The following is a 17,403-nucleotide window of genomic DNA, read 5'->3' as shown; positions in this document are numbered from 1 at the left end:
ACTCACCGACGCCGGAGGGTCACGGGGAGCCTGTCCTTGGGCACGGGCAGCGCGCTGTAGTCCATGGGCAGGACGTAGTCGGCCGGAACCGACCACTCGTACCCGCGGAGCAGGTGGTGCATGATCGTCTTGATCTCCATCTGGCCAAAATACAGGCCGATACATTTGTGAACGCCACCACCAAATGGCATCCAGGCGAAGCGGTGGGACTTGTCCTCGGCGCGTTCGGGACCGAACCTCTCCGGGTCGAACATGTCAGGGTTGGTGAAGAACTCGGGATCCCGATGACTGGACAGGGATGACGTGGTGACGATGGTGCCCTCGGGGACGTAGAAGCCCTCGATCGAGGTGTCCTTGACCGCCATACGGGGCTGCGCCGGGACCGGCGGGCACAGTCGGAGCGACTCCTTCATCACCAGATCCAGGGCCGTCATGCCGGCGAGAGCGTCGTAGCCGAGTTCCGGTCCGAGTTCGAGGGACTCGGCGCGGGCGCGGTCCTGCCACTCGGGATGCTTGGCCATGTTGTAGGCCATCTGGCTCATCGTGATGGTCGAGGTGTCGTGCGCGGCCATGAGCACGAAGATCATGTGGTTGACCACGTCCTCGTCGGAGAAGCTGTGCCCCTCATCGCTTTCCGCGTGGCACAGGACCGAGAAGAGATCCGGCGTCTCCCGCGCGCGCTTGGCCGCGATGTTGGCGTAGAAGAACTCCTCGAGGACCTTGCGTGAACGCAGGCCCTTCCACCAGCGTCCACCGGGCAGGGGTTTGCGCACGTAGGCAACGCCTGCGCGGACGGTGTCGATGAATGCCTTGTTGATCCGGTCGGCCTCGTCCCGGGGCAGGTTCAACCCGAGGAAGACCTCGAGCGCGAGGTCGAGGGTGAGCGCCTTGAACTGCTCGAACAGCTTCACCGAACCGACCGGGAACTCCGCGACGCGCTCGGCGATCATCGGCTGCATCTCCTGCATGTAACCCTTGAGCGCAGTGGTGCTGAACGCCTGCTGCAGGATCTGCCGGTGATGACGGTGCTCGTCGAAGTCGAGGAGCATGACACCGCGGTTGAAGAAGGGGCCGATGAAGTAGCTCCACGCCGGGCCGTTGGCGAAGGCCCGGTCCTTGTTCATCAGGAGTTCCTGGGCGGCGCGCGGGTTCCCGGTCATGACCATCTGCACGCCGAAGGCGTTCAGTCCGGAGACGCTGCCGTACTGCGCCCGGCGACGGTCGGCGAAGGCGAACGGGTCACGCCGCATCGACATGATCTCGAGGAAGCTGTTGCGGTCAGAGCACGGAATGGCCTGGAGGTCGCTACCCGCAGGTGGGGTCGCCAGTACCGCTGCCATGACCGTCTCCTTCCATACGGAGCTCCGCTGAATGTGATCCACATCGCATACTAGACCATGTTGAGACAAATCAGCAAAGACGTTCCTAACGCGAGATGGATGCCTCAAATACCGGCGAGCAGTCCATGACACCGCCGCAGCCGATCCCGCCACCAGTTCTTCCGGTCCTCCGTGGCGGCCTGGGCGACGACGTCGACGTCGGCACCCGGACCGAACCACCGCGGTTCGACGACGCCGTCGCGCATCAGGAACGGCGGCGCGACGTCGGCGGTGAACAGCGAGCCGGTACCGAGTCCGCACGCGAGGTCGAGTCGGGGCAGCGCCGCGGCCGCCGCGACCCCGGCCGCGATGCCCACCGCAGAATCGAGGGCACTCGACACCACGACCTCGAGGCCAAGGGTGTCGGCCAGTTCGAGCGTGGCTCGCATCCCCCCGAGGGGTGCCACCTTCACGACCGCGACATCGGCGGCGTCCGCCGCCACCACGCGCAAAGGGTCGTCGGCCTTGCGGATGGATTCGTCGGCGGCGATCGGAACGTCGACCGCACGCCGCACCTGCGCCAGTTCTTCGACCGTGCGGCAGGGTTGTTCGGCGTATTCGACCTCGCCGATCGCCCGTAGGGCGGTGATCGCCTCACCGACCGACCAGCCGCCATTCGCGTCGACGCGGACTCGTCCGATCACCTCGCGCGTGGCCACCACCCGCGCGACGTCGTCGTCGAGGGTCTGCCCCGGTTCGGCGACCTTCACCTTCGCTGTCCCCGCGCCCGGGTACCGCTTCAGTAAATCGGCCACCTCGTCGGCCGGGATCGCAGGCACCGTCGCATTGACCGGCACGGTGTCGCGGACCGCGGGCGGCGGACCGAGATAGGCCGCCTCGATGCCGGCACGCAGCCAGGCGGACGCCTCCGCGTCATCGTATTCGACAAACGGACCGAACTCTCCCCACCCCGCGGGACCGGGGAAGATCATCGTCTCGCGGGCGGTCAAGCCGCGGAACCGGGTCCGCATCGGCAGGCGGACCACGACGGCCGTCGCGAGCAGGTCCTCCACATCCGGGAGCTGCCACTCACCGTTCACGCCGCGGGGCATCCACGTCCTCCTGGGTCAGTCGCGCCAACTTACAACGAGGGTTGTGTGAATTCGATGGAACAACCTTCCAACTTTGTTCCAAGTCCGCTACCCTCGCTCACATGTCAGTCAACCAGGGATTCGATGCCGGTATCCGCGAGGCGGAGCCGATGATCGTCGACGACACCCCGGACACCGCCGGCGAGATCGTGCGGCCTCGGCTCGGAGCCGACTCACTCGTGTGGAAGTTCTACGGCGACTCGCGGGGCATCCTCGGCTTCCAGCGCCTGGCCGGCACCGAGAACTGCATCGAGCAGCTCGGGCAGGCCGTCCTCGACCACTCGGTGATCTTCAGCGACTTCCTCGGCCGCGCCAAGCGCACCGGGCCGCCGGTGATGAAGACCGTGTACAGCACCGAACCCGAGAAATGGGGCCGCACGGTGCGCGACTTCCACCGCGACATCAAAGGCACCATCAGCGACGGCTCGCGCTACCACGCTCTGAACCCCGAGCTCTTCTACTGGGCCCACGCGACCTTCGTCGACCAGGTCCTCTACATCACCGACACGTTCATCCGCCGCCTCAGCTACGCCGAGAAGGTACAGATCTTCGAGGAGAGTAAGGTCTGGTACCAGCTCTACGGCGTCAGCGATCGTGGCCAGCCGGAGACGTACGAGGAGTTCGTCGCCTACTGGGAGGACATGCTCAACCGCTTCATCCCCCACAAGACGATCGTCTACGCGACCGGCTACATCCGTCAGGGACTGCCACGACCCAAGAAGATCCCGGCCCCGGTGTGGAAGGTCCTGTCGGCTCCGCTCAACGCGTTCATCCGCACGGTCATCGTGGGAACGCTCCCCCAGCAGATGCGTGACGTCTGCGACCTGGAGTGGGACGACAAGAAGGAGAAGAACTTCCAGCGCTTCGCCGCGTTCATGCGCGCGATCAACCCGCTGGTGAACCGTCTCCCACTCAAGTACCTCTACGTTCCTTGGGCCTACGAGGCCTGGCAGAAGGTCGGCATCGACCCCCGACCGTTGCACAACAAGCCTGCGGCCTAACGACCCAGAAACTCCTCGACGTGCCGGATGAACTCCGCACGGCGGTCCCGGTGCACGCTGTGCCCGGCGTCGAGGGTGATGAATCGTGAGTCGGGCAGGGCGTCGCTGACCGTCCGCAGGTGGCGGGGCGGCAGGAAGCTGCGCTCCCCACCCGAGATGACCATCGTCGAAGCGGTGACGCGCGGCAACTCCGACCACCACTCCGGGGCACACACGTCGAACTCGGCGACGATCTCGTCGCCCATCCGGCCGTCGTAGCGGATGACCGGCCAGGGGTTGCGCGCCAGCGCGACGAACCCGCGGATCTGCTCACCGAGCGTCGCCTTCATGGTGATGCCCTCGGACAGATCGGCCTCGTCCCGCGGCATCGGCGGGACCTCCTCGAGGACCATCCGACGCACGCGGGACGGTTCGTACATCGCCAGACGTAACGCGGTGTGGGCACCGAGTGAATGTCCGACGACGTCGGCCACGTGGACACCGAGATTGTCGAGCACGTACACCAGGTCATCGCGGAAATCATCGAGTCGGTACGGCCCCTCCGGCCGGCCACTGCGGCCGTGACCGCGCAGGTCGACACTGACCACACCACGACCCTGCCGACGCAACGACGCGGCGAGCGGCCGCCAGGTCGAATGATCCGACGCCATCCCGTGGACAAGGACCACCGGCACGCCGCGGTCGGGTTCACCGGCCACCCGGACCGCGAGGTCGGGTTCGGCACGTCGACTGAGCACACGCATGGAATCAAGCCTACGAAAGACGCCCCGACGGACCGCGTCACACTCGCGATCATCCCGACCGCAGATCTCGCTTCGCCGACGCGACGTCGATCGAGGTCGCGTCGTCGAAATGAGGTTCGGCGGTGCCGCAACGACAAAGGCGCCCGGCCGCTTTCGCGACCGGGCGCCTCTCGACTCAGTGAGTCAGTGCGTCAAAGCAAGAATCACTTGGTGATCTTGGTGACTCGACCCGCACCAACGGTGCGGCCACCCTCGCGGATGGCGAAGCGCAGGCCCTCGTCCATGGCGACCGGCTGGATGAGCTTGACGCTCATCTCGGTGTTGTCGCCCGGCATGACCATCTCGGTGCCCTCGGGGAGGGTGACGACGCCGGTCACGTCCGTGGTACGGAAGTAGAACTGCGGACGGTAGTTGTTGAAGAACGGGGTGTGACGGCCGCCCTCGTCCTTGGACAGGATGTATGCCTGGCCCTCGAACTCGGTGTGCGGGGTCGTGGTGCCCGGCTTCACGATGACCTGACCGCGCTCGACGTCCTCACGCTTGAGGCCGCGGAGCAGCAGACCGGCGTTGTCGCCTGCCTGTGCGGAATCGAGGAGCTTGTGGAACATCTCGATACCGGTGACGGTGGTCTTGGTGCTCTTCTCGCGGATGCCGACGATCTCGACTTCCTCGTTCACGTTGACCTCGCCGCGCTCCACACGACCGGTGACCACGGTGCCGCGGCCGGTGATGGTGAAGACGTCCTCGACGGGCATGAGGAACGGCTTCTCGGTCTCGCGAACCGGATCCGGGATCGACTCGTCGACGGCAGCCATGAGATCCTCGACCGACTTGGCCCACTCGGGGTCACCCTCGAGAGCCTTGAGAGCCGAAACCTTGACGACCGGAGCTTCCTCGTCGAAGTCCTGGGCGGCCAGCAGTTCGCGGACCTCCATCTCGACGAGCTCGATGATCTCGTCGTCGTCGACCATGTCGGCCTTGTTCAGGGCGACGAGGATGTAGGGCACACCGACCTGGCGGGCCAGCAGCACGTGCTCGCGGGTCTGCGGCATCGGACCGTCGGTGGCGGCAACCACGAGGATCGCGCCGTCCATCTGAGCCGCACCGGTGATCATGTTCTTGATGTAGTCGGCGTGACCCGGGGCGTCGACGTGAGCGTAGTGACGCTTCTCGGTCTCGTACTCAACATGCGAGATGTTGATCGTGATACCGCGCGCCTTCTCCTCAGGAGCCTTGTCGATCTGGTCGAACGCGAAGCTCTTGTTCAGCTCCGGGTACTTGTCGTGCAGCACCTTGGTGATCGCCGCGGTCAGGGTGGTCTTGCCGTGGTCGACGTGACCGATGGTGCCGATGTTCACGTGCGGCTTGGTCCGCTCGAACTTCGCCTTCGCCACTTGATTGTCCTCCTGGACTGTCGTTCTCTACTGGGCGGATCCCAGCAGGGGTTTTCATTTACGTTGTTGCGCCCGCTTGTCGGCCAGCGCGTGTCGCCAGGGCGACCGGGGAATTACTCTCCGGTGGCCTTCGCGATGATTTCCTTCGACACGTTCGCGGGAACTTCCGCGTAGGAGTCGAACACCATGGAGTAGTTTGCACGGCCCTGGGTCTTCGACCGAAGGTCTCCGATGTAGCCGAACATCTCCGACAGCGGAACCTGTGCCTTCACGACACGGGCACCACTGCGCTCCTCCATGGCCTGGATCTGGCCACGGCGGGAGTTCAGGTCGCCGATGACGTCGCCCATGTAATCCTCGGGAGTCGTGACCTCGACGGCCATGATCGGCTCCAGGATGACCGGGCTGGCCATCTTCGCAGCTTCCTTGAGGGCCTGCGAGCCGGCGATCTTGAAGGCCATTTCCGACGAGTCGACGTCGTGGTACTGACCGTCGAGAAGGGTGACCTTCAGGTTGACCAGCGGGTAACCGGCGAGGACACCGTACTGCATGGCGTCCTGGGCACCGGCATCCACCGACGGGATGTACTCGCGCGGGACTCGACCACCGGTGACGGCGTTGTCGAACTCGTAGGTCGCACCGTCCTCGGCGTCCACGAGGGGCTCGAGCTTGATGATGACCTTCGCGAACTGGCCCGAACCACCGGTCTGCTTCTTGTGGGTGTACTCGTGCTTCTCGACCGTCTTGCGGATGGTCTCGCGGTACGCCACCTGCGGCTTGCCGACGTTGGCCTCGACCTTGAACTCGCGCTTCATGCGGTCGACAAGGATGTCGAGGTGGAGCTCGCCCATGCCGCCGATGACGGTCTGACCGGTCTCCTCGTCGAGCTGAACCGAGAAGGTCGGGTCCTCTTCGGCGAGCTTCTGGATCGCGGTGCCGAGCTTCTCCTGGTCGGACTTGGTCTTCGGCTCGATCGAGACGTTGATGACCGGGTCCGGGAAGCTCATCGACTCGAGCACGATGGGAGCGCTCGCGTCACACAGGGTGTCGCCGGTGGTGGTGTCCTTGAGGCCGATCATCGCGTAGATGTGGCCTGCGGTGGCGTCCTCGACCGGGTTTTCCTTGTTGGCATGCATCTGGAAGAGCTTGCCGATGCGCTCCTTCTTGCCCTTGGTGGCGTTGAGCACCTGGGTGCCGGCGTTGATCTTGCCGGAGTACACGCGCACGAAGGTGAGCTTGCCGAAGAAGGGGTGAGCAGCGATCTTGAACGCGAGAGCCGAGAACGGCTCGTCGGCGGACGGCTTGCGCGAGAGGATCTCCTCCTCGTCGCCCACGGCGTGGCCCTCGACCGACGGCACGTCCAGCGGGGACGGCAGGTAGTCGATGACCGCGTCCAGCATCGGCTGGACACCCTTGTTCTTGAACGCGGAGCCGCACAGCACCGGGTAGAGCTCGCGGGAGACGGTCAGCTTGCGGATCGCAGCCTTGATCTCCTCGACGGTGAGCTCTTCGCCGCCGAAGTACTTCTCCATGAGGGCTTCGTCGGACTCGGCGACGGTCTCGAGGAGCTGCTCGCGGTATTCCGCGGCCTTCTCCACGAGGTCGGCCGGGATCTCCTCGATGGTCGGCTCGGCACCGGTCGGCACGACGCCGCGCCAGGTGATGGCCTTCTGCTCGATGAGGTCGACGACGCCGTCGAAGTTGTCCTCGGCACCGATCGGGAGCTGCAGGACCAGCGGCTTGGCGCCGAGGCGGTCCTTGATGGTCTGAACGGTGAAGTAGAAGTCCGCGCCCAGCTTGTCCATCTTGTTGACGAAGCAGATACGGGGAACTTCATACTTCTCGGCCTGACGCCACACCTGCTCGGACTGCGGCTCGACGCCTTCCTTGCCGTCGAAGACCGCAACTGCGCCGTCGAGGACGCGGAGGCTGCGCTCCACCTCGACGGTGAAGTCGACGTGTCCGGGGGTGTCGATGATGTTGATCTGGTTCTTGTTCCAGAAACAGGTCACGGCCGCGGAGGTGATGGTGATACCACGCTCCTTCTCCTGCTCCATCCAGTCGGTGGTCGAGGCACCGTCGTGGGTTTCACCGATCTTGTAGTTCACACCGGTGTAGAAGAGGATTCGCTCGGTCGTGGTGGTCTTGCCGGCATCGATGTGGGCCATGATGCCGATGTTGCGAACCTTGTTCAGGTCGCTGAGCACTTCCTGTGCCACTTAATCGCCTCGCAATTTCGCTAGAGAGCTGTTGGGTCTGAGGTGGGTCCGGCCGCGGCGACCCAGAAGGCCGCCGCGGCCGGCAGTGATCACCAGCGGTAGTGCGCGAACGCCCGGTTGGCCTCGGCCATCTTGTGGGTGTCCTCGCGGCGCTTCACCGAAGCACCCAGGCCGTTGGAGGCGTCGAGCAGCTCGTTGGCCAGACGCTCGACCATCGTCTTCTCGCGACGCTGACGGCTGAAGGTGACGAGCCAGCGGAGCGCCAGGGTGTTGGCGCGGCCCGGCTTGACCTCGATCGGCACCTGGTAGGTGGCGCCACCGACGCGGCGGCTCTTCACCTCGAGGGTGGGCTTGACGTTGTCGAGCGCACGCTTGAGGGTGACGACCGGATCGGTGCCGGTCTTCTCGCGGGCCTGCTCGAGCGCGCCGTAGACGATGCGCTCGGCGGTCGACTTCTTGCCGTCCAGCAGGATCTTGTTGACCAGCTGGGTGACCAGCGGCGAACCGTAGACCGGGTCGTTGATCAGGGGGCGCTTGGGTGCGGGTCCTTTACGTGGCATGACTTATCAGTTCCCCTTCTTCGCGCCGTAGCGGCTACGGGCCTGCTTGCGGTCCTTGACACCCTGGGTGTCGAGCGAGCCGCGGATGATCTTGTAGCGCACACCCGGGAGGTCCTTCACACGACCGCCGCGGACGAGCACCATCGAGTGCTCCTGCAGGTTGTGGCCTTCGCCGGGGATGTAGGCGGTGACCTCGACCGAGCTGGTCAGACGCACGCGGGCGACCTTACGCAGCGCGGAGTTCGGCTTCTTGGGGGTGGTGGTGTACACGCGGGTGCACACGCCACGACGCTGCGGGCTGCCCTTGAGGGCCGCGGTCTTGGTCTTCGCAGCCTTGTCGTGACGGCCCTTGCGGACCAGCTGATTGATGGTTGGCACTAGGTGTTCATTCCTCTTTGTTGTCTGTTGTGGTTGGTGCTCCGGGCAAACTCGCTGAACTCGGTCTCTCAACCGACTTCCGGCGTGCTTCCACAACTCGCCCCACCAGCGCATTCACACTGGTCAGTACATTTTCGCTACCCCGGGGTCGGGCGTGTCATACACTCGACAGCGGATTCGCTTGTCAGCCCACCGGCCGCCCGTGCCCCGAGTTCACTCGATCTCAGGGCCGGCTCGAGAGCCGTTGGCCGGGCATGCGGACTGGCCCAGCATGGGCCGGGCACCGACGATCCACTCTACCGATCGGGTTTGCACAGGTCAAAAAACGGATCCTCCGCGCGACCTGCGGAGGAACAGGTCGTGTGCGCTGGGGTCCGGCGACGCTGAGACATGGCATTACCTTGTCCACTCTTACACCCCGGAACCCGGCACGTCGAGACTTCGGCGAACCGCAGCCCGGCCGGTACCTGCCGGCACTTCGGCATGGGCCCGGACCTGCGCGATCGATGCCGCGAACGGACTGTCCGGATCCATCGGCCGTCCGGTCGGCGAACTCTGGCCGCCGAACCACCGGTCGACGATCGTCGCCTGGCGTTCGAGGTTGTGGCCGGCCCAGGCGTGGCGAGCATCACCCGACCCTCGGATGCCGTAGACGTCCTCACCGAGTTCGTGCCGAGCCTGGACCGCGAGCGCCTCGGCCAGGAACGATGCCGGGGACCGGGCTCCGACGATCTGCCGCGCGTGGACGAGTTCGTGGACCAGCAGCTGGCCGGGCGCCGGATAGACCCCCGGACCGGGCCCGAGAGGCGCGTCGAACGTCGCGCCGAGATTGCAGAGGATGCGCCCGTCGACCGCGGGCACGGTGAACGCGCGTCCCCCACGCCCGGCGAGATCGGTGAGGATCACGTCGTCGAGCCATCCGCCGGGCCCGAAGACCGATTCGACGGTTCGTCGTTCGTCGTCCGACAGGGGCCGGTACCGAATCCCGACGCGGGCGACGAGCCCGGCACCGACGGCGGCCACCCCGGCGGCCGCGAGACCCAGGGGCCCGAACCAGACCATGACCATCGCGACGTGTGCGTCAACCAGTACCCCGACCGTCGACGCCGGGCCCGCGGACCACCGCGGGCCGGCGCGCCGAGCGACCGACACCACGAGGCCGAGGAACCGCCCATAGCCCCGGGCCGCTGCGATCAGGAGTCGGTTCGGCACGAGTTGTCCTCAGTCCTTGGCCGCCATGACGACCAGCCCCGGCCCGACGTGCGCGTCGGCGGACAGTCGGAGTTCGGCGACCGGGCGCAGACCGGCCTGTTCGATCAGACCCACGTACATCTCCGGCGACCACTGATGGGTCGTCCACTCCACCGGACCGCCGTAGGCCTCGGTGCGTCGCACGTCCTCGTCACCGACGTGTGTGCCGGTGACGAGGTGGCCGCCCGGCCTCAGCGCGCGAGCGAACGACCCGAGCACCTGTGGGAGGACGTCGCGAGGGAGGTTGAACAACGACCACCACGCCACGATCCCGCCCAGCGACGCGTCGGCGAGATCGAGCTCGGTCGCGGAGCCCACCTCGAACCGGCAGGACGGGTACAACCGCCTCGCGTTCTCGACCATGCGCGGCGAGAGATCCACACCGGTCACGTCGAGCCCGGCGTCGGCGAGATATGCGGTCACGGTTCCGGGCCCGCACCCGACGTCGAGCACCGGACCGAGGCCCCGCACGGTGTCGACGAATGCATCGACCGATGCCTTCAGCCACGGCCGACTCCGGAGGTCACCGATCCCCGTCTCCACCACCATGCGGACGTAGTTGTCGGCGATCCGGTCGTAGGACTCGCGGACCGTGTCGAGGTCTGCGGGGCGATCGATCGAAGCGGCGCACATGTGTGGAACCGGATCAGTCCGGGGTCTGGGGAAGCTTGACCTTCGCGCCACCGGGTTTCGCCGGGTTCGACGGCGGCGGGACCACCGGCCCGATGTTCCCGTCGGGCGCCTCGTCGAGGTCGACGATGACCGGGGCGTGATCGCTGGGCTTGCTGCCCTTGCGCGCCTTCCGGTCGATCCAGGCCGCTTCGACCCGGCCGGCGGCGGACTCCCCCGCCAGGATCAGGTCGATCCGCATGCCCAGGTCCTTGTGGAACATTCCGGCACGGTAGTCCCAGTAACTGAAGACCCGGTCGTCCGGCCAACGGTCGCGGACGACGTCGCGCAGACCCAGCGCCGCGAACTCGGCGAGCGCGGCGCGTTCCGGTGGGGTGACGTGCGTGTGACCGGCGAAGGCTTCGGGATCGAACAGGTCCGCGTCGGCCGGAGCGATGTTCATGTCGCCACAGAGCAGCGTCGTCGACGGGTCGGCGACCGCCTTCGCGAGAGCGGCGAGCCATTCGAGCTTGTACGTGTAGTGATCGGAGTCGGGGCTGCGACCGTTCGGGACGTAGAGCGAGTGGATGCGCAGACCGCCGCACACCGCGGACACCGCGCGGGCCTCGAGCGTCTCCGGCGTCGGGTAGCCGGGCATGCCGTCGAAACCGACGCGCACTTCGTCGAGCCCGACCCGCGAGAGCAGCGCGACACCGTTCCACTGGCCCTGCCCCGCGTGCGCGATCTCGTAACCGCGTTCGGCCAGATCGGCGCCGAGGACCTCGTGGAAGGCGTCGTCGGAGAGCTTGGTCTCCTGCAGGCAGACGACGTCTGGGCGTCGTTCGTCGAGCCATGGGAGGAGGCGCGGAATCCGCTGTTTCACCGAGTTCACGTTCCAGGTCGCGACGCGCATGGGCCCACGGTAGTACGACGCACCGCCGCCGATCCGACGCGGCATCCGGGCTTTCCTTCGTCGGTGATGTGTGTCACGTTGGTCTCATCGACACTCTCCCGTCCCGCCCCGATCGCACGCCGCATCGCCCTGTCATCGAGCACTCGTGGCGTCGATCCGCGCTGTCCGGAGTACGACCGGAGGACAACACCCCCGCGCGTCTGCACGACATCGGTTCCGCCGACCCGCTGCTCGACGCGGCGCGTCCCGTCCTCGACGACGCGGCGGCCCGTCTCGCCGACACCGATGTGTCCCTGCTCCTCGTCGACCACGAGTGCCGCATGGTGACGCGGGTGGCGTTCGGGACGACCGTCGAACGCAGCCTCGACGCGATCGGCGCGGCGCCCGGGGTGCCGTTCGGCGAGGACATGGTCGGGACCACCGCGCTCGGGACACCCGCGGAGACGCGCGGCGGGGTGATCGTCAACAGCTCCGAGCACTACCTCGAGCAGTTCCGGTCGATCAGCTGCTTCGGACAGCCGATCATCCACCCCGCGACGCGACGTCTGGCCGGGATCATCTGCATGTCCGAGATCGCCGATCGCATCAACCCGCTCGCGGTGCCGGTCGTCAACGGCATCGTGGCCGACATCGCCGACCGTCTGCTCGACCGGTCGCGGGCGCATCAGCGCCGCGTGCTCGACGCCTTCCAACGCGCCGCCCCGCGCCGGGACGTCGCGGTGGCCGCGATCGGCGACGACCTGCAGCTCACCAATGCCCTGGCCGCCGAACTGCTCTCCCCCACCGACATCGGCGCGCTCCGAGCGATCGCCACCGACCCGGCGCTGCGTGCGACGACGCTGCCGTTGACGCTCGTCTCGGGTGCGGAGGTCGAGATCGCGGTCGAACCGGTGGCCGGCACCCGTGGGGCCGCGCTGTTCCGCTTCCGCCCCCTCCTCACGCCGACGCCGACCCGCTCGGCCCGGGTCCGGGCGTCGTCGACGACCATCGCCGTGTCCGGTGAGCCCGGTACCGGACGCACGACGCTGGCCCTCGAGCTGGCGGTAGAAGCCTCGAACCCCGAGGCGGTCGACACCGAATGCGCGGCGGTCGTCGTCGACGTCGCCGACCAGTTGATCAACGGCCGGCAGGTGGACGTCATCGCCGACCTCGCGCGAGCCCGATCGTCGGGCGCCCCACTGGTTGTCGACGGCGTGGACCTGCTCGACGACCGGTCGATCGCGCTGCTCAGCCGCGCCACCACGTCGACGCCGGCGTCGTCTCCCCTGATCCTCGTCAGTGGTCCTCGCGCGCAGGCATCACCCGCGGTCGCCGCCCTGCTCGGCCGCTGCGTGAGGCGCGTCGATCCCGCGCCCCTTCGCCACCGCAGCTCGGAACTCGCAGCCATCGCGAGCGGCGTCCTCGGCGACATCGATCCGGAGCTCACCCTGTCCGGACCGGCGACCGACGCCCTGCTCAGCCAGGACTGGCCGGGCAACTTCACCGAGCTGATCGCGGTCCTGCGCGACGCCGCGGCTGCGTGCCGGACTCGAATGGCACGCGTGATCGAGGCGGCCGATCTGCCGTCCGGTTACCGCACGACCAGTCGGGCGGCCCATCTCTCGGGGCGGGAGCAAGCCGAGCGCGCCGCCATCGTCGATGCTCTCGACCGGGCCGCAGGCAACAAGGTCCACGCCGCACGCGACCTCGGAATCAGTCGCACCACGCTGTACGCGCGGATGCGAGCACTCGGCATCTAGCCGACGACCGAACGTCAGTCGACGAGCGGGTCGGCCAGGGTCTGCCGGGCGAGCGCAGCAATGAGATCGGTCTGCGTGACGATGCCGACCAACAGGTCCCCGTCGAGCACGGGCACGGCGTCGCAGTCGCTACCCGCGAGCATCGGGAGCACCGCGGTCACCGGAGCATCCGGGGACGCGATCGGCAGGGTCGTGTCCATGACGTCGGCCGCGGTGAGAACGCTGCCGTCCCGGCGCAGCAACCGGCCGAACCTGCGATCAGGGTCGCGTCGTGCTGCTCCCCCGCGGAGCCGGGACACGAGATGGATCTGGAAGACGACACCGAGAAAGCGGCCGCCGCGCGTCACCACGGGCAGCGAGGTGAACCGGTGGGTGTCGAACATCTGCGCCAGCTCGGTGAGGGTCGCGTCCGGTCCGACCGTCACGAGGTCCCGGGACATGACGTCACCGGCGACGAGCGGGTCGGCCCGATGTCCGGCGACCTGGAGTTCGGCGGCCCCGATGAGTCGCGCGAGGTCGGCGACCCCGAGGTTGAGGGACTGGCTGTAGCGGTCGAGGATGTCGGTCAACTCGGCCTCGTCCAGCCCGATCCGCGCCGTGGCCGAGGACTCGTCGTCGAACCGGCGAGCCGGGTACCGGCGTCCGGTCAGACGTGCGTAGACCGCCGCGAGCGCGACCAGCGCGATCGTCCCGACTGCAACGGGAGCCAGGGCGAACCGGAACCCGAGAGCGTGGACCAGGTCCGGGCTGAGTCCGGCGGTCATCGCGACCGCGCCTCCGGGTGGATGCACCGCCCGACAGAGCACCATGGCCAGCACCGCCGCACCGACCGCAAGCGGCACCCGCAGCTGACTCGGCGAGACCAGCAGGGTCACCGCGACGCCGGCGAATGCCGACACGGTGTTGCCGACCACGGCCGGCCACGGCTGGGCCAGCGGACTGTTGGGCGCGGCGAACAGCAGCACCGCCGACGCCCCGAATGGCGCGATCAGGAACAGGCCCGTCGTCAGGTCGACTCCGGACGTGGCGAGCACGAGGCCGACCAGTCCTAGTCCCAGGGCCGAACCGACCCCGGCACGCGCCGCCTCGCGCGGCGACATCGACGCGCCCGACGGACCCCACGCCTGCAGCACATCGCGGAGACGATCGGCCATGCGCGCTGCCATCGGGTCCCTCTCTGCGTGAACGGGCGGCCTTCGCCGCCCCCGGACACGCTAGCGACGACGCGCCGTGCACTTTTTCCGACCTCCTGTTCACGTCAACCGTTCAGGACAAAGCGGAGGTGTTCAGTTTCTGGACACGGCGGGCACCGCGATAGGTGGCAGAAATGAGTCAGGTCACAGCTATGACCCAGATCACGCCTGACCGTCCCGTCTCGATCCGCTCGATCCGCCCCCGACGTCGAGCGCTTCACCAGGAGGTATTCATGACCGCCGTTGCCACCGAGCTGCTACCCAAGGTCCGCGACTTCATCGGCGCCGACCGTCCGATGCTGATCGGCGGTGAGTGGGTGTGGTCGGCGTCGGGCCGCACCTTCGAGACCCTCGACCCCGCCACCGCCCGTCCCCTCACCTCGGTCGCTCACGGCGACGCCACCGACATCGACCGCGCGGTCCGCGCCGCCCGCGAGGCCTTCGACTCCGGCCCCTGGACTCGGATGAAGCCGAACGAACGCGAACGACTGTTGTGGCGCGTCGGCGATCTGCTCACCGAACGGGCAGCCGAGTTCGGTCAGCTCGAAGCACTCGACAACGGCAAGGCCGCGACCATCGCCGCCGCCGTCGACACCGCCTGGTCCGCCGACATCTTCCGCTACAACGCGGGCCTGGCCACCAAGATCACCGGTTCCACGGTCGACGTGTCGATGCCGTTCGTGCCGGGCGGTGAGTTCCACGCCTACACCCTCCGCGAGCCGGTCGGGGTGTGCGGGCTGATCGTCCCGTGGAACTTCCCGCTGCTGATGGCCGCCTTCAAGCTGGCGCCGGCGCTGGCCGCGGGCAACACCGTCATCCTCAAGCCCGCCGAGCAGACACCGCTCACCGCTCTGTTGCTCGGCGAGATCTTCGACGAGGCCGGGTTCCCGCCGGGTGTGGTCAACATCGTCACCGGTTACGGCGAGGCCGGCGCCGCCCTCGCCGCCCACGAAGACGTCGACAAGATCGCCTTCACCGGGTCCACCGAGGTCGGCAAGAAGATCGTCGAGGCGGCCAAGGGCAACCTCAAGAAGGTGTCGCTCGAACTGGGTGGCAAGAGCCCCAACATCGTCTTCGCCGACGCCGATTTCGAGAAGGCGGTCGCCGGCTCGGTGGCCGCCTGGATGTTCAACCACGGCCAATGCTGCGTCGCCGGCACCCGGCTCTTCGTCGAACGTCCCATCTTCGACGACTTCACCGCGGCGGTCGCCGAGGCGGCATCCCAGGCGAAGATCGGGCCGGGCCTCGATCCCGCCACCGAGCTCGGTCCGCTGGTCAGTCAGGAACAGTTCGACCGCGTGTCCGGCTACCTCGCGGCCGGTATCGCCGACGGCGCTCGTGCGCTGACCGGCGGAAAGCGTTGGGGCGACGAGGGATTCTTCATCGAACCGACGGTGTTCGTCGACGTCGAACCGGACTTCTCCATCGTGCGGGAGGAGATCTTCGGACCGGTCGTCGCCGCGCTGCCCTTCGACGCCGACACCGGTGTCGCCGCCGCCGCCAACGACTCCATCTACGGTCTCGCTGCGGGCATCTGGACCACCGACCTGTCGAAGGCCCACCGGACGGCCCGGCAGATCAAGGCCGGTTCGGTCTGGGTCAACCAGTACAACGGCTTCGACACCGCGATGCCCTTCGGCGGCTACAAGCAGTCCGGCTGGGGCCGCGAACTCGGTTCCTCGGCCATCGACCTCTACACGCAGACGAAGGCCGTGAACATCGCACTGTGACCGGCCGTTTCGCTTCCATCCAGAGTTTCCCCCGAGTGCAAAGGAGCACACCATGACACTGACCACCAAGGCCGCCGTTCTCACCGCCCCCGGAAAGCCTTTCGAGATCGTCGAACTCGACCTCGACGAGCCCCGCGAGGGTGAGGTTCTGATCAAGTACACCGCTGCCGGTCTGTGCCACTCCGACCTCCACCTCACCGACGGCGACCTGCCGCCGCGCTACCCGATCGTGGGTGGTCACGAGGGCTCCGGGATCATCGAGGCCGTCGGCCCCGGCGTGACCAAGGTGCAGCCGGGCGACCACGTCGTGTGCAGCTTCATCCCGAACTGCGGCACCTGCCGGTACTGCTCGACGGGGCGGCAGAACCTGTGCGACATGGGCGCGACCATCCTGGAGGGATCGATGCCCGACGGCACCTTCCGATTCCATTCGGGCAAGGACGATTTCGGTGCGATGTGCATGCTGGGCACCTTCTCCGAGCGGGCCACCATCTCCCAGCACTCGGTGGTGAAAGTCGACGACTGGCTGCCGTTGGACAAGGCCGTCCTCGTCGGCTGCGGTGTGCCGTCCGGTTGGGGCACCTCGGTGTACGCCGGCGGTGTGCGTGCCGGTGACACCGTGGTCATCTACGGCATCGGTGGTCTCGGCATCAACGCCGTCCAGGGCGCGGTGTCGGCGGGTGCCAAGTACGTCGTGGTCGTCGACCCGGTCGCCATGAAGCGCGACGCCGCACTGAAATTCGGTGCGACGCATGCTTTCGCCGACGCGCAGGAGGCGGCCGCAAAGGTCAACGAGCTCACCTGGGGGCAGGGCGCCGACCAGGCGCTCATCCTGGTGGGCACGGTCGACGAGGAGGTCGTCTCGAACGCGACGGCCGTCGTCGGCAAGGGTGGCACGGTGGTCATCACCGGGCTCGCCGATCCGGCCAAGCTCACCGTGCACGTGTCGGGCACCGACCTGACGCTGAACCAGAAGACGATCAAGGGCAGCCTGTTCGGCTCGGCCAACCCGCAGTACGACATCGTCAAGCTGCTGCGTCTCTACGATCAGGGTCAGCTCAAGCTCGACGAACTGGTCACCACCACCTACACCCTCGACCAGGTCAACGAGGGCTATCAGGACCTCCGTGACGGAAAGAACCTGCGCGGGGTCATCATCCACGGCGAATGAGCCGATGACCGGAACACGCGAACAGCTCGTCG

General features: G+C 67.2%; 15 protein-coding genes. 4 read left to right on the top strand and 11 right to left on the bottom strand.

Annotated elements, in window-relative coordinates:
- Positions 1-2: 2 nt before the first annotated feature.
- Positions 3-1,340 carry a cytochrome P450 gene (locus M1L58_RS03185; protein ID WP_248657807.1) on the bottom strand — a complete coding sequence of 446 codons (1,338 nt, stop codon included), beginning with the start codon at positions 1,338-1,340 and terminating at the stop codon, positions 3-5.
- A 104-nt stretch (positions 1,341-1,444) separates the two neighbouring features.
- Entirely contained in the window at positions 1,445-2,431 is a 987-nt protein-coding gene (locus M1L58_RS03180) for an o-succinylbenzoate synthase (RefSeq protein ID WP_248657806.1), read from the bottom strand.
- Between the two features lie 101 nt (positions 2,432-2,532).
- Between M1L58_RS03180 and M1L58_RS03175 the strand changes: the two genes are divergently transcribed.
- A complete protein-coding gene (locus M1L58_RS03175) occupies positions 2,533-3,471 on the top strand; it encodes an oxygenase MpaB family protein (protein ID WP_248657805.1) in 939 nt (312 codons plus the stop codon).
- On the opposite strand, the gene M1L58_RS03170 is transcribed toward M1L58_RS03175, so the two are convergent.
- The 8 genes from M1L58_RS03170 to M1L58_RS03135 form a co-directional block, all read right to left on the bottom strand.
- Positions 3,468-4,214 (bottom strand): alpha/beta fold hydrolase, encoded by a 747-nt coding sequence (locus tag M1L58_RS03170; RefSeq protein WP_248657804.1) that lies wholly within the window; start codon positions 4,212-4,214, stop codon positions 3,468-3,470. The two genes, M1L58_RS03175 and M1L58_RS03170, sit on opposite strands and share 4 nt — an antisense overlap.
- 203 nt (positions 4,215-4,417) lie before the next feature.
- The gene (gene tuf / locus M1L58_RS03165) at positions 4,418-5,608 is read right to left on the bottom strand and encodes an elongation factor Tu (RefSeq protein ID WP_248657803.1); all 1,191 of its coding nucleotides are present in this window, start codon (positions 5,606-5,608) and stop codon (positions 4,418-4,420) included.
- Between the two features lie 113 nt (positions 5,609-5,721).
- Entirely contained in the window at positions 5,722-7,827 is a 2,106-nt protein-coding gene (gene fusA, locus M1L58_RS03160) for an elongation factor G (RefSeq protein WP_005199939.1), read from the bottom strand.
- Between the two features lie 89 nt (positions 7,828-7,916).
- Positions 7,917-8,387 (bottom strand): 30S ribosomal protein S7, encoded by a 471-nt coding sequence (gene rpsG / locus M1L58_RS03155; RefSeq protein ID WP_006434721.1) that lies wholly within the window; start codon positions 8,385-8,387, stop codon positions 7,917-7,919.
- 6 nt (positions 8,388-8,393) lie between these two features.
- On the bottom strand, positions 8,394-8,765 hold the full coding sequence (rpsL, locus tag M1L58_RS03150) for a 30S ribosomal protein S12 (RefSeq protein ID WP_004020596.1): 372 nt from the start codon (positions 8,763-8,765) through the stop codon (positions 8,394-8,396).
- Between the two features lie 411 nt (positions 8,766-9,176).
- Positions 9,177-9,977 (bottom strand): hypothetical protein, encoded by an 801-nt coding sequence (locus M1L58_RS03145; protein WP_248657802.1) that lies wholly within the window; start codon positions 9,975-9,977, stop codon positions 9,177-9,179.
- A gap of 9 nt (positions 9,978-9,986) precedes the next feature.
- Complete coding sequence (locus tag M1L58_RS03140) at positions 9,987-10,649, bottom strand: class I SAM-dependent methyltransferase (RefSeq protein ID WP_248657801.1); 663 nt, start codon at positions 10,647-10,649, stop codon at positions 9,987-9,989.
- 13 nt (positions 10,650-10,662) lie between these two features.
- Positions 10,663-11,583, bottom strand: a complete 921-nt coding sequence (locus M1L58_RS03135; protein ID WP_248657800.1) for an exodeoxyribonuclease III — start codon at positions 11,581-11,583, stop codon at positions 10,663-10,665.
- A 23-nt stretch (positions 11,584-11,606) separates the two neighbouring features.
- Between M1L58_RS03135 and M1L58_RS03130 the strand changes: the two genes are divergently transcribed.
- A complete protein-coding gene (locus M1L58_RS03130) occupies positions 11,607-13,277 on the top strand; it encodes a sigma-54-dependent Fis family transcriptional regulator (RefSeq protein ID WP_248657799.1) in 1,671 nt (556 codons plus the stop codon).
- Positions 13,278-13,291: 14 nt separating this feature from the next.
- On the opposite strand, the gene M1L58_RS03125 is transcribed toward M1L58_RS03130, so the two are convergent.
- Positions 13,292-14,443, bottom strand: coding sequence for an HPP family protein (locus M1L58_RS03125; protein ID WP_006866112.1), 1,152 nt, complete (start codon positions 14,441-14,443; stop codon positions 13,292-13,294).
- A 260-nt stretch (positions 14,444-14,703) separates the two neighbouring features.
- Here M1L58_RS03125 and M1L58_RS03120 point away from each other — a divergent pair, with 260 nt between their 5' ends.
- Together M1L58_RS03120 and M1L58_RS03115 are read left to right on the top strand one after the other, a co-directional pair.
- A complete protein-coding gene (locus tag M1L58_RS03120) occupies positions 14,704-16,200 on the top strand; it encodes an aldehyde dehydrogenase family protein (protein WP_248657798.1) in 1,497 nt (498 codons plus the stop codon).
- 52 nt (positions 16,201-16,252) lie between these two features.
- Positions 16,253-17,371: an NDMA-dependent alcohol dehydrogenase gene (locus M1L58_RS03115; RefSeq protein WP_248657797.1), complete on the top strand. Its 1,119-nt coding sequence runs from the start codon at positions 16,253-16,255 to the stop codon at positions 17,369-17,371.
- Positions 17,372-17,403 lie beyond the last annotated feature (32 nt).

It is taken from the genome of Gordonia sp. C13, from assembly GCF_023218005.1.
Lineage (GTDB): Bacteria > Actinomycetota > Actinomycetes > Mycobacteriales > Mycobacteriaceae > Gordonia > Gordonia namibiensis.
This window is presented reverse-complemented; position numbering and strand designations above follow the sequence as displayed.